Below are 11,992 nucleotides of genomic sequence, written 5' to 3' on the forward strand. Positions count from 1 at the left end.
CGGCAAACACCGCCCGCCCGCGCCGAGAGAGCGGGCCTAGAACGGGGGCGGGCCGGATCCGGCGGTGACGAAGCCGCTCTCGTAGGCGGCGATGACCGCCTGGGTGCGGTCGCGGACCTCGAGTTTGGCGAGGAGCCGGGCCACGTGGGTCTTGACGGTCTCGGCCCCGAGCTGCATCCGGTCGGCGATCTCGGCGTTCGCCAGTCCGGCGGCCATCAGGCGGAGCACCTCGCCCTCGCGGGCGGACAGCCGGTCGATCCGCGAGCGGTCGGGGGCGACCGGCGCGTGCCGGAGGGCGAGTTCGCGGACGGCGGCGGGGAAGAGCAGCGAGTCCCCGCGGGCCACCAGGCGCACCGCGTGCACGAGCGCGTCGGCGCGGGAGCGTTTGAGCAGGAAGCCCTGGGCTCCGGCGCGCAGCGCCTGGTAGACGTACGCGTCGTTCTCGAAGGTGGTGACGACCAGGACGCGCGGGGCGTCCGGCAGGCTGCGGACCAGGTGCGCGGTGGCGTCGATGCCCGAGAGCCGGGGCATCCGCACGTCCATCAGCACCACGTCGGGGCGCAACTGCCGGGCCAGTTCGGTGGCTTCGAGGCCGTCGGCCGCCTCGCCGACGACTTCGAGGTCGGGTTCGGCCTGGAGGATCGCGCGGAAGCCGGCCCGGATCAGCTGTTCGTCGTCGACGACGAGGATCCGGGTGCTCATGCCGGGTTCCGCAGCGGCAGGCCGGCGGCGAGCCGCCACCGGTCGGCCCCGTCGGCCCCGTCGGACCCCTCGGACCCGTCAGGTCCGACCGATCCGACCGGCCCGGCTTCGAGGGTGCCGCGCAGCAGCCGGACCCGTTCGTGCATCCCGGTCAGTCCGCTGCCGCCGCCGGTCCGGCTCCGGCTCCGGGGGCGGGTGCGGCTCCGGGTGCGCGGGCGCAGCGGGTTGACCACGGTGATCTGCAAGGTGTCCTCCCGGACGGTCAGGCGTACCTGGACGGGCGCGCCGTCCGCGTGCTTGAGCGCGTTGCCGAGGCCCTCCTGGACGATGCGGTACGCCTCCCGGGACAGGGTCCCGGGCAGCGCCGCGGGTTCGAGTCCGTCCTCGGCGTAGTCCACCGCGGCGCCGACGGCGCGGGCGCGGTCCAGCAGGGCGGGCAGGTCGGCGAGGGTGTGCGGCGCGGTGCGGTCCTCCTCGTCGCGCAACAGCCCGAGCACGTGGTCGAGTTCGGCGACGGCGTCGTGCGCGGTCTCCTCGATGGCGGTGAGGGCCGCGGCCGCGAAGTCGGGGTCGGTGCGCAGCAGCCGGGCGGCGGCCGCGGCCTGGATGCCGACCACGCTGAGCGCGTGGCCGACCGAGTCGTGCAGTTCGCGGGCGACCCGGTTGCGTTCGGCCATCCGGTCGGCGCGTTCCCGGGCGGCGGCGAGCAGGTCGGCGGGGGTCGGGCCGAGCAACCGGGGGGCGAGCCGGGCCAGCCCGCGGCCCGCCGCGCCGGAGAACAGCACCGGCAGGACGAACAGTCCCAGGCCCAACGCCGTGGAGAACCAGGGGTGTTGGGTGAGCGGCTGGATCGGGGCCGGCGGTTGCACGGCGTGCCGTCCGAGCAGAGGGTGCAGCAGGAGCAGCACCCCGGCGGGCGGCAGGGCCAGGGACAGTGCGCCGGTGATCCCGCCGAGCAGGGTGTGCAGGGTGAACCAGAGCGACGTCCGGCGGCGGGCCGACCAGCTGTCGGCCGGTGCGGTGAGGATCTCGCCGTCCGCCCCGCACAGGGTGCGGGCCATCGCCCCTTCGAGGGAGCGCGCGACGGGCAGCAGTCCGGCGGCGGCGACCAGCGGGAGCGCGAGCGCCAGGGCCAGCAGCTGCGGCAGCAGTGCGGACGGCCCGGCGCCCGGGCCGACGACGGCCACCGCGACGGACGTCAGCAGCTGGAAGGGCATCAGCAGGGCGGCCCCGAGCAGCAGGTGCATCCAGCGCAGCCGGGCCCGGCGGCCGAGCAGCGCACGGAGGCCGAGCAGCGCGCGAAGGCCGCGCCGGCCGGGGAGCACGGCGGGGCCGGGGCGGTCGCGTCGGCCGCCCGGTCGGCCGTCCCGGCGGTCGCTCACGGCCGGCCCGCGCCCTCGCCCGCACCCGCACCGGCAGCCCCGCCGGCCTCATCAGCCTCACCGGCCTCACTGGCCTCACCGACCGTGGACCGGTTCGCGGCCGGCAGCCCCGTCAGCCCGGCGCCGAGTGCCAGCAGTCCCGCCGCGGTCTCCGCCGCGTACACGGCGATCATGAAGGCGGAGGAGGGGTGCTGGGCGTTCCGGGCGAGTGCGCCGAGGTCGCCCAGCAGGCCGCCCCAGCCGAAGGCGGCGGCGCTGCCCACGCAGGCCGCGGCGAGCGGCAGGCGCACCCGGGCCCGGGTGAGGCCGCGGACCGCGACGACGGTGCCGACGGCGGCGGCGAGGGCGAGCACCCCCTGGACGCCCTGGGTGAGGCGGGCGGTGCCGTCCAGTTCGGCGAGGCGTTCGGCGGTCAGTCCGAACCGCGCCCCGCAGGCCCAGGCGAGGTGCACCGCGCCCGTGGCGGCCAGCAGTCCGGCCGCGGCCAGGGCGGCGGTGCGGGCGGGCGCCGGGAGGCGGCGGGCGAACGCGGTGGCGGGGGCGTGCAGGAGCGGGCCGTGGCGGTCGTGGAGGTACAGGCCGAACGCGCCCATCAGGACGGCGCCTTCGACGATGAAGCCGCCGTAGACGACGCCGTAGACCCACGGTTCGAGGAACCCGTCCTGGTCGCGGAACGGGTTGGGTCCGCCGAACAGCGGCTGGGCCGCGCCGAGCGGCACGGCGAGCATGATGACGGACAGCAGCCCGGACGCCATCCACATCGGCAGGGCGAGCAGCCAGGTCCGCACCCGGGGCCCGCCGGGGCGGGTGAGCAGGTAGGCGATCAGTGCGGCGGTGGCGTCCATCAGGAAGGTGACCAGGTTGACGGCGACCCAGGTGCCGCGGCCCGTCCCGTGCAGGTCGACCACGCCGACGTCGGCGCCGAGGACCCACAGCAGTTTGAGGGTGAGGTAGGGGAGGCAGGCGACCATGGCGGCGAGGCCGAGGCGGCGGCGCAGGGCTTCGCGCCGGGCGCCGGCCCGGGCGGGGACGGTTGCGGGGACGGCGGCGGGGGCCGTTCCGAGGGGTGTGTCGGTCATGGGTCGAGCCTGTCGGCCGGGCCGACCCGGGGCCTCCGTCCGGCCGCCGATCCGGGTCCCCCGCACGGGGGACGCGGCCCGGCAGGGGCTGGAGGCGACACCGAACAGGACGGCACCGAACGGGACGGCACCGAACGGGACGGCACCGAACGGCGCGGCGCCGGGCGGGACGGGCCTCACCCGGCGGTGAGCACCGTGCCCTGCGCCACCGCGCAGAGCGTCCGGGCCCCGTCCGGCGCGACGGTGAACAGGTCGCACCGGCAGGTCGCCTGCCGCCGTCCGCCGGAGGCCACGGTGGCCTCGGCCTCCAGGGTGGCGCCGACCGCGGGCCGCACGTAGCTGATGGTCACGCCGCCGGTGAGGACGGCGGGGCCGAGCACGGTGCCGGCCGCGAAGGTGATCGCGTTGTCGGCGGCGTAGGCCAGGACGCCGCCGTGGACGAAGCCGTTCTGCTGCTTGAGGTCGTCGCGGATGTCGAGGGCCAGGACCGCGCGGCCCGGCTCGAAGACCTCCAGCCGCGCACCGACCAGGACGCTGAACGGCTGGGCCGCGAGGACCTCCCGGGCGAGCCGGAGGTCGGGCGGGGGCGGTGTCATGGAGCGGACGGACCTCTCGTCGACGGCGGGAGCGCGCGGAACGGCGGTGGCGGAGCGCCGCTCCGGACCGCTGTGGAGCGTACTCCGCGCCGTCCCGGCCCGACCACCCGGTTGTCCGCGGGCAGGTGCGCGCCGCCCCGCTGAACGGTGCGGGGCGGCGCGGGTGCGGTCGGCGGGGATCAGGCAGGGGTGATCCGTCCGCGCCAGCCGCCGCTCTCCAGGCCGCGTTCCTCGACGAAGGACTTGAAGCGGTCGAGGTCGCCGCTGACCCGGCGGTCGATCATGCCCATGGTGTCGGCGGCGTGTTCGGCCATGCCCTGGGGGTCGTAGTCCATCGCCAGCCGCACCTCGCAGCGGGCGTCGTCGAGCCGGGCGAAGCTGACCACGCCCATCTGCTGGACGTCGCCGCCGACGGTCCGCCAGGCGATCTTCTGGTCGGGCAGCTGGTCGACGATCTCGGTGTCGAACTCCCGGGACACGCCGGCGATCTTCGTCCGCCAGTGGTTGTGCCGCTCGTCGATCTGCACCACCTGCTCGACGCCGTCCATGAACTGGGGGAAGTCCTCGAACTGCGTCCACTGGTTGTAGGCGGTGTGCAGGGGGACGTCCACCTCGACGGTCTTCTGGACCATGCTCATGCGTTCTCCTCCGTCTTCGTCCTTCGCCGCTTCCGCTGCGGGCCTGCCGGGCGTCTGACCGGTTCGCCCCGGGTCAAACGCTTTCGCCCGGTTCCTGCGGGAACGGCTCCGGCGGGAACGGCTCCGGCGGGACGGTCCCCACGGGAACGGTCCCTACCGGAACGGGTCCGGCGCGGGCGGGGGGTCGGCGGCGGGTTCGGCGAGGACTTCGACGGCGATCAGGCAGGTGTCGTCGTCGGTGTCGGCGGTGCTGGTGGCCAGGGCGCGGTCGAGCAGGGCGTCGAGGTCGGCGGCGGGTTCGGCGAGGGTGCGGGTGAGGTGGTCGAGCGGTTGTTCGACGGACTGGTCGCGGCGTTCGACCAGGCCGTCGGTGTAGAGCAGCAGGATGTCGCCGGGGCGCATGGCGAGGCGGTGCTCCTGGTACTCGGGGTCGTCGGCGGCGCCGAGCAGGATGCCGTGCGGCATCGGGAGCGGGCGGGCGGTGCCGTCGCGCAGCAGGACGGGCGGGAGGTGGCCGGCCCGGGCCCAGTGCAGGGTGCGGGTGTCGGGGTGGTAGCGGGCGCAGACGGCGGTGGCGGTGGCGGCGCCGGTGAGGTCGGCGGCGGCCTGGTTGAGCCAGCCGAGCAGGCGGCCGGGTCCGGCGCCGGTGTAGGCGAGGCCGCGCAGCGCGTTGCGCAGGGCGACCATGCCGGTGGCGGCCTCGACGCCGTGTCCGGCCATGTCGCCGACGACCAGCAGGGCGGTGCGGTCGGGCAGCAGGGTGGTGTCGTACCAGTCGCCGCCGACCCGGTCCTGCTGGGAGGAGGGCCGGTAGCGGACGGCGGCGCGCAGGCCGGCGCTCTCCAGCGGGGGCGGGGCGGGCGGCAGGATGGCCTGTTGCAGGCGCAGCGCGAGCAGGTGGCGTTCGGCGGCTTCCTGCCGGGTGGAGGCGAGGCTCTCGGTGGTGGCGGCGAGCGCGGTCTCGGTCCAGTGCTGGGCGGAGACGTCCTGGAAGGCGCCGCGGACGGCGGCGGTGCGTCCGGTGGGGTCGGGGACGGGTTCGGCGACCAGCCGGACGTAGTGGGTGTAGCTGCCGAGGTCCCGCATCCGGAACACCGTGGAGTCCGGACGCCCGTTCTCGACGGCCGCGTTGACGACCCGTCGGACGGCCTGCTCGTCGTCGGGGTGGACGTGGGCGGGCAGGGCGGCGAGCGGGACGGGGGCGGTGCCGGCGGGCAGGCCGAGCAGGTCGGCGGTGCGCGGCGTCCAGTGGATCTCGCCGGTGCGCAGGTCCTCCTCGAAGCCGGCCAGGTGGCTGAGGCGCTGGGCGGTGCGCAGCAGCCGGTCGGTGCGGTCGTCGTCGCCGGTGGGGCGCCAGCTGACCAGCAGGCGGCCGGGCGGGCCGGCCAGGCGGGCGGCGGCGAACTCGAGCAGGGCGGGGGCGGGGGTCTGGCCGGTGAGGAAGGTCAGGGCGAGGGTGTCGGCGTGGTGCGGGCGGCCGGTGGCGTGCACCCGTAGCAGCAGGTCGAGCAGGCCCTCGGCGCAGGCCCGGGGGTAGGTCTCGGTGAGGGTTCGGCCCTCGACGCGGTGCGGGGGGCGGTCGGCGAGGTCGGTGAAGGCGGCGTTGACCCGGGTGATCCGGAAGTCGACGGGGGTGCCGGTGGCGGGTTCGGGGCTGAGCAGCAGGGCGGGGGTGAGGGCGGCGTCGAGGGCGGCGGTGTCGGGGTCGTCCGGTGCGGTGGCGGGGCGGGCGGGGAGGGAGAGGGTGAGGGCGCCGACCTCGGCAGCGGCGTGCAGGCGGCGGTGTTCGGCGGGGGTGGGGTCGGGCGGGCGGGTGGTCCAGGCGAGTTCGAGGACGGCGGAGGGGCCGTCGGCGCGGTGCAGCGGCACGGCGAGGCGGTAGGGGGCGCGGGCGGCGCCGAGGGTGGCGGTGACGGGGCCGGTCGGGCCGAGCGGGGTGCGGCGGGCCAGGGCCTGCTGGGCGGGGGTGGGGACGCCGGGCGGGACGTGCTGCCAGGGGGCCCGTTCGGCTTCGGTGAAGCCGGGTGCGGCGACGGGCTGCAGGACGCCGCCGGGCCGGACGGTCCAGAGCACGGCGGCGGGGGCGCCGAGCATGTCGGCGGTCCGGGCGAGGGCGCTCTCCAGGACGGGCACCGCCTGCCCGGCCGGGGCCCGCGGGGGCTGCGGGGACGCGGCGGCCGGGCCGGGGGTGTCGGCGGGGTCGGCGGGGTCGGCGGGCAGCGTGGTGAGGATGTCGGCGGCGAGTTCCTGCGGGCCGAGGCGGGCGCGGGCGGCGAGCGCGAGCAGTTGGGCGCCGGCCGCGGCCGGTCCGCAGCCGAGCCGTTCGGCGAGCACGCCGGTGGCCAGTGCGGTGAGCGGGCGGACGGCGAGCGCGGCCCGCAGTTCCTCGGTCTCCTCCTGGGCCCGGCGCAGCCGCAGCGCCAGCAGGTGGCGCACCCCGCCGGCCGGCCCGGGGGACGGGGGCGGCCCGGGTGGCGGGGGCGGTTCGCCGATGCTGCTCATCGGGTCAACTCTCCACCCAGCGCTGCACGGTGGCGATCAGTTCGGCGGCGTCGACGGGTTTGGTGAGGTGGTCGTCGGCGCCGGCGGCGAGGCTGCGGGCGCGGTCGTCGGGCATCGCCTTGGCGGTGACGGCGACGATCGGGACGGTGGCCCGGTCGGTGCCCTCGCGGATGGCGGCGGTGGCGGCGTAGCCGTCGAGTTCGGGCATCATCAGGTCCATCAGCACCAGGTCGGTCTCGGGGTGGGCGCGCAGCAGGGCGATGCCGGTGCGGCCGTTGGCGGCGTGCAGGGCGGTGGCGCCCTCGAGTTCGAGGGCGGTGCTGAGGGCGTAGACGTTGCGCGGGTCGTCGTCGATGACCAGGACGGTGCGTCCGGCGAGCCGTCCGCCCCGGGTGCCGGTGCCGGTGTCGGGTGCTGCGTCGGGCGGGGCGGGGGTGATCGCCCCGGCGATGCGGGTGCGCAGTTCGTCCAGGCCGGTGGTGACGTCGAGCCGGTCGGCGGCCGGGGAGGGCGGTTCGGCGCCGCCGGTGTGGCCGAGGACGGGGACGGGGTCGGCGCGCTGTTCGAGGGCGGCGAGCAGGGTGCGGGCGCCGTCGGCGGGCAGGCCGAGGTCGAGGACGACCAGGTCGTGCGGGGCCCGGTCGAGGGCGGCGAGGGCGCTGTCGGGGTCGCCGGCGCTGTCGACGGTGGTGGCGGGGTCGCGGCCGGTGACGCCGCTGCGGGCGAGCAGGGTGAGCAGTCCGGGCGGGTCGGGTTCGACCACCAGGATCCGGTGCGCCGGGCCCGTGCCGCCCCCGGTCCGCTGTTCGGCTGTCCCCTCCGCCGCGGGTTCGGGGTAGGCGGCGGGTAGCAGCAGGGTGAAGCAACTGCCTTCGCCGGGAACGGATTCGGCGCTGACGGCGCCGCCGAGCAGCCGGGCGAGTTCGCGGCTGATCGACAGTCCGAGGCCGGTGCCGCCGTACTTGCGGCTGGTGGTGCCGTCGGCCTGCTGGAAGGCGCCGAAGATGGATTCCAGGTGGTCGGCGCCGATGCCGATCCCGGAGTCCTGGACCCGGAACGCGACGGCCTCCAAGTCCCGTCCTTCGGTGGGGAGTTCACCGGCGCGGGCGGGTTCGACGGCGAGTTCGACGAAGCCCCGGTCGGTGAACTTGACCGCGTTGGAGAGCAGGTTGCGCAGGATCTGCCGCAGCCGGGCCTGGTCGGTGTGCAGCTGTTCGGGGGTGCCGGGGGCGGTGGTGATCCGGAAGTCGAGGCCCTTCTCGGCGGCGAGCGGGCGGAAGGTGGTGTCCACGTAGTCGAGGAGTTCGCGCAGCTCGAACGGTTCGACGGTGACGTCGAGTTTGCCCGCCTCGACCTTCGACAGGTCGAGGATGTCGTTGATCAGCTGGAGCAGGTCGGAGCCGGCCGAGCGGATCACCTCGGCGTACTCGACCTGTTTGCCGGTGAGGTTGCCCTCGGCGTTCTGGGCGAGCAGCTGGGCCAGGATCAGCAGGCTGTTGAGCGGGGTGCGCAGTTCGTGGCTCATGTTGGCCAGGAACTCGGACTTGTACATCGAGGTGCGGGTCAACTGGCGGGCCCGTTCCTCGAGTTCGCGGCGGGCCTGTTCGATCTGGAGGTTCTTCGCCTCGATGTCGCGGTTCTGCTCGGCCAGCAGTTCGGCCTTCTCGCCGAGTTCCGCGTTGGAGCGCCGCAGCTCCTCCTGCCCGTCGACCAACTGCTCGGAGCGGGCCCGCAGTTCGGAGGTCAGGCGGCGGGACTCGCGGAGCAGTTCGTCGGTCCGGGCGTTGGCCAGCAGGGTGGCCAGGGTGGTGCCGATGGCCTGGGCCAGGCGTTCCAGGAAGTCCCGGTGCAGGTCGGTGAAGTGGTGCAGGGTGGCGACCTCCAGCACGCCGAGCAGCCGGTCCTCCATGGTGATCGGCTGGATCAGCAGTTCGCGGGGGGAGGCGGAGCCCAGGCCGGAGCCGATCTCGGCGTAGCCGGGCGGGAGTTCGCCGACCGCGATGGGGCGGCGGCTGCGCCCGGCCTGGCCGACCAGCGACTCGCCGAGGCCGAAGCCGCGCGGGGCGTCCGGGCCGGGGTGGCCGTGGTGGCCGTAGGCGGCGGCGCGGACCAGCACGGTGCCGCCCTCGGCCTCCTCGGCCAGGTAGCAGGTGCCGTACTGGGCGTCCAGCAGCGGGCACAGCTCGTCGACCAGCAGTTCGGCCACGGCCGCCGGTTCGCGCCGGCCCTGGATGAGGGAGGTGATCCGGGCCAGGTGGGTCTTGAGCCAGTCCTGTTCGTGGTTGGCCCGGGTGGTCTCGCGCAGCGACTCCACCATGACGTTGACGTTGTCCTTGAGGTCGGCGACCTCGCCTGAGGCGTCCACGGTGACCGAGCGGGTCAGGTCGCCGGCGGTGACGGCGCTGGTCACCTCGGCGATCGCCCGGACCTGCCGGGTGAGGTTCCCGGCGAGCTCGTTGACGTTCTCGGTCAGGCGCTTCCAGGTGCCGGAGACGCCCTCCACCTCGGCCTGCCCGCCGAGCCGTCCCTCGGTGCCGACCTCGCGGGCGACCCGGGTGACCTCGGCGGCGAACGAACCGAGCTGCTCCACCATGGTGTTGATGGTGTTCTTCAGCTCCAGGATCTCGCCCCGGGCGTCCACGTCGATCTTCCGGGTCAGGTCGCCGCGGGCCACCGCCGTGGTCACCTGCGCGATGTTGCGGACCTGCGAAGTGAGGTTGTGCGCCATGAAGTTGACGCTGTCGGTGAGGTCCTTCCATGTGCCCGCGACGTTCGGGACCTGGGCCTGCCCGCCGAGCGTGCCGTCGGTGCCGACCTCGCGGGCGACCCTGGTCACCTCGGCGGCGAACGCCGACAGGGTGTCCACCATGGTGTTCAACGCCCCGGCCAGCGCGGCGACTTCGCCCTCCGACTCGATGGTGACGCGCTGCGACAGGTCGCCGCGGGCCACCGCGGTGGCGACCTGCGCGATCGAACGGACCTGGCCGGTCAGGTTGGAGGCCATCACGTTGACGTTGTCGGTCAGGTCCCGCCACGTCCCGGAGACGCCCCGGACGTCCGCCTGCCCGCCCAGGATGCCCTCGGTGCCGACCTCGCGGGCCACCCGCGTGACCTCGCCCGCGAACGAACTCAGCTGCTCCACCATCGTGTTGACGGTGCTCTTCAGCTCCAGGATCTCGCCGCGCGCCACCACGTCGGTCTTCCGGGTCAGGTCGCCGCGGGCCACCGCGGTGGCGACCTGGGCGATCGAGCGGACCTGCGCGGTCAGGTTGCCCGCCATGAAGTTGACGCTGTCGGTCAGGTCCCGCCACGTCCCGGAGACGCCCCGGACGTCCGCCTGCCCGCCCAGGATGCCCTCGGTGCCGACCTCGCGGGCAACGCGCGTGACCTCGGCGGCGAACGAACTCAGCTGCTCCACCATCGTGTTGACGGTGTCCTTGAGCTCCAGGATCTCGCCCCGGGCGTCCACGTCGATCTTCCGGGTCAGGTCGCCGCGGGCCACCGCCGTGGTCACCTGCGCGATGTTGCGGACCTGCGAGGTGAGGTTGCCGGCCATCGCGTTCACCGAGTCGGCCAGCTCCCGCCACGCCCCCCGCGCCTGCGGCACCTCCGCCTGGCCGCCCAGCATGCCCTCGGTGCCGACCTCGCGGGCCACCCGGGTCACCTCGGCGTTCAGCCGGGCCAGCCGCTCCGCCATGTCGTTGTACACCTCGGAGATCTCGCCCAGCACGCCCGGCGCGTCCGGCAGCCGCAGCGTGAGGTCGCCGTCCCGGACGGCGGTCAGCCCGGCCAGCAGGCGGCGCAGCGCGGCGCCGTCCGGCCCGGTGGCGCCGCCGGTCCCGGCAGGCACGAGGGAGACGTCGGGGGTGCGGCGGCGGGGGTCCTCCACCCTGGCGTGCTCCGCCCTCCCGCCCGGCTCGTCGGGGTGCGGCGGGTGCGGCCGTCCGGGATCGGGTGTGTTGCCCACGCGACCATCACCTCGGCTCCGAGAACACGGCGCGGTCCAAGGGGGCGGGCCGCTCCTTGTCTCCACTGTGGCACTTCCGCGTTCAGGGTTCCGCCGGAGGACGGACGATCTCCAGCCACACCGTCTTGCCGCCGCCCTCGACCGGCTCGCTGCCCCAGGCGGCGGACAGCCGGTCGACCACCAGCAGCCCGTGGCCGCCGGGCCGGGCGGGCTCCCGGCGCAGGCGCAGCGTGGGCGGGCGGTCGTCGGCGTCCCGGACCTCGACCCGCAACAGCGGTCCGTACCTGGTCAGTTCCAGCGTGTAGGGGCCGGCCGCGTGCTGGCAGGCGTTGGTCACCAGTTCGCTGGTCATCAGCAGCACGTCCTCGGCCGCGGTCCGGGTCCGGTCGTCCGCCCCGGGCAGCCACCCCCAGGCCCGCAGCGCGCTGCGGGTGAACTCCCGGCTCCGGGCCACCGCCCCGGGCGCGGTGGCCAGCGGCAGGCGGCGCCGCTCCGCCCGGCCCGGGGCCGGCCGATCGGCGGGGTCCGTGGAGCCCGTGGAGCCCGTGGAGCCGGTAGGACCCGTCGGTTCTGCGGGACGCGCCGCCATCACGACTCCCCGGACGCATCGGACGCATCGGCCGCGCCGGGCGCGTCGGCCTCGCCGGGCGCGTCAGCCGTAGTGGGCGCACCCGGTGCGTCGTCCGCCCCGCCGGGTGGCCCCGCCGGTGGGGCGGGTGGCGCCGTGAGCGCGTCCTCGACGGTGGGGCGGAGGTCGAGCACCTCGTCCGCGCCGGTGATCTCCAGCAGGCGGAGGAACGCCGTCCCGGGCGCGGCCAGCAGCAGGGGCAGGCCGACCCGCCGGGCGGCGGCGTGGGCGCGCAGCAGCAGGTTGAGGCCGGTGGAGTCGCAGAACTCGAGGCCGCCGCAGTCCACCACCAGCCGGCCGGGCGGGTCGGCGACGGCGCGTTCGAGGACTTCGCGCAGCGGCTCGACGCTGTCGTGGTCGAGTTCGCCCTCGGGCCGCACCACCAGCGCGTCGGGCGGATGGCGCAGCACGACGGTGAGCGGGGTGGCGGTGAGCGGGCCGACGGGGCCCGCGCCCGGCTGTGCGTCCACGGTTCGCACACCTCCTGCCGTTCGGCGT

The 11,992-nt window shown here is 75.7% G+C and carries 9 protein-coding genes; all 9 read right to left on the reverse strand.

What is annotated here, in order from left to right; translation table 11 throughout:
* Positions 1–36 precede the first annotated feature (36 nt).
* Positions 37–702, reverse strand: a complete 666-nt coding sequence (locus OU787_RS00580; protein ID WP_030461041.1) for a response regulator transcription factor — start codon at positions 700–702, stop codon at positions 37–39.
* On the reverse strand, positions 699–2,084 hold the full coding sequence (locus OU787_RS00585) for a sensor histidine kinase (RefSeq protein ID WP_268658136.1): 1,386 nt from the start codon (positions 2,082–2,084) through the stop codon (positions 699–701). The genes OU787_RS00580 and OU787_RS00585 overlap by 4 nt, the downstream gene beginning before the upstream one ends.
* Entirely contained in the window at positions 2,081–3,163 is a 1,083-nt protein-coding gene (locus OU787_RS00590) for a hypothetical protein (RefSeq protein ID WP_268658137.1), read from the reverse strand. Before OU787_RS00590 ends, OU787_RS00585 begins: the two co-directional genes overlap by 4 nt.
* Before the next feature lie 176 nt (positions 3,164–3,339).
* Complete coding sequence (locus OU787_RS00595; protein ID WP_030461038.1) at positions 3,340–3,759, reverse strand: PaaI family thioesterase; 420 nt, start codon at positions 3,757–3,759, stop codon at positions 3,340–3,342.
* Between the two features lie 179 nt (positions 3,760–3,938).
* Entirely contained in the window at positions 3,939–4,397 is a 459-nt protein-coding gene (locus OU787_RS00600) for an SRPBCC family protein (RefSeq protein ID WP_030461037.1), read from the reverse strand.
* A gap of 153 nt (positions 4,398–4,550) precedes the next feature.
* The gene (locus OU787_RS00605) at positions 4,551–6,899 is read right to left on the reverse strand and encodes a SpoIIE family protein phosphatase (protein WP_268658138.1); all 2,349 of its coding nucleotides are present in this window, start codon (positions 6,897–6,899) and stop codon (positions 4,551–4,553) included.
* A gap of 4 nt (positions 6,900–6,903) precedes the next feature.
* Positions 6,904–10,749: a HAMP domain-containing protein gene (locus tag OU787_RS00610; protein ID WP_268661772.1), complete on the reverse strand. Its 3,846-nt coding sequence runs from the start codon at positions 10,747–10,749 to the stop codon at positions 6,904–6,906.
* Positions 10,750–10,948: 199 nt separating this feature from the next.
* A complete protein-coding gene (locus OU787_RS00615) occupies positions 10,949–11,320 on the reverse strand; it encodes an ATP-binding protein (protein WP_268658139.1) in 372 nt (123 codons plus the stop codon).
* Positions 11,321–11,454: 134 nt separating this feature from the next.
* Positions 11,455–11,964 carry an STAS domain-containing protein gene (locus tag OU787_RS00620; RefSeq protein WP_268658140.1) on the reverse strand — a complete coding sequence of 170 codons (510 nt, stop codon included), beginning with the start codon at positions 11,962–11,964 and terminating at the stop codon, positions 11,455–11,457.
* Positions 11,965–11,992: the final 28 nt, after the last annotated feature.

The sequence above is a fragment of the Kitasatospora sp. YST-16 genome, assembly GCF_026802215.1.
GTDB lineage: Bacteria > Actinomycetota > Actinomycetes > Streptomycetales > Streptomycetaceae > Kitasatospora > Kitasatospora cineracea.

What these genes read in the sequence shown, in the direction of transcription:
- OU787_RS00580 (WP_030461041.1), bottom strand. Translation starts at nt 702, where the DNA reads ATGAGCACCCGGATCCTCGTCGTCGACGACGAACAGCTGATCCGGGCC.
- OU787_RS00590 (WP_268658137.1), bottom strand. Translation starts at nt 3,163, where the DNA reads ATGACCGACACACCCCTCGGAACGGCCCCCGCCGCCGTCCCCGCAACC.
- OU787_RS00595 (WP_030461038.1), bottom strand. Translation starts at nt 3,759, where the DNA reads ATGACACCGCCCCCGCCCGACCTCCGGCTCGCCCGGGAGGTCCTCGCG.
- OU787_RS00600 (WP_030461037.1), bottom strand. Translation starts at nt 4,397, where the DNA reads ATGAGCATGGTCCAGAAGACCGTCGAGGTGGACGTCCCCCTGCACACC.
- OU787_RS00605 (WP_268658138.1), bottom strand. Translation starts at nt 6,899, where the DNA reads ATGAGCAGCATCGGCGAACCGCCCCCGCCACCCGGGCCGCCCCCGTCC.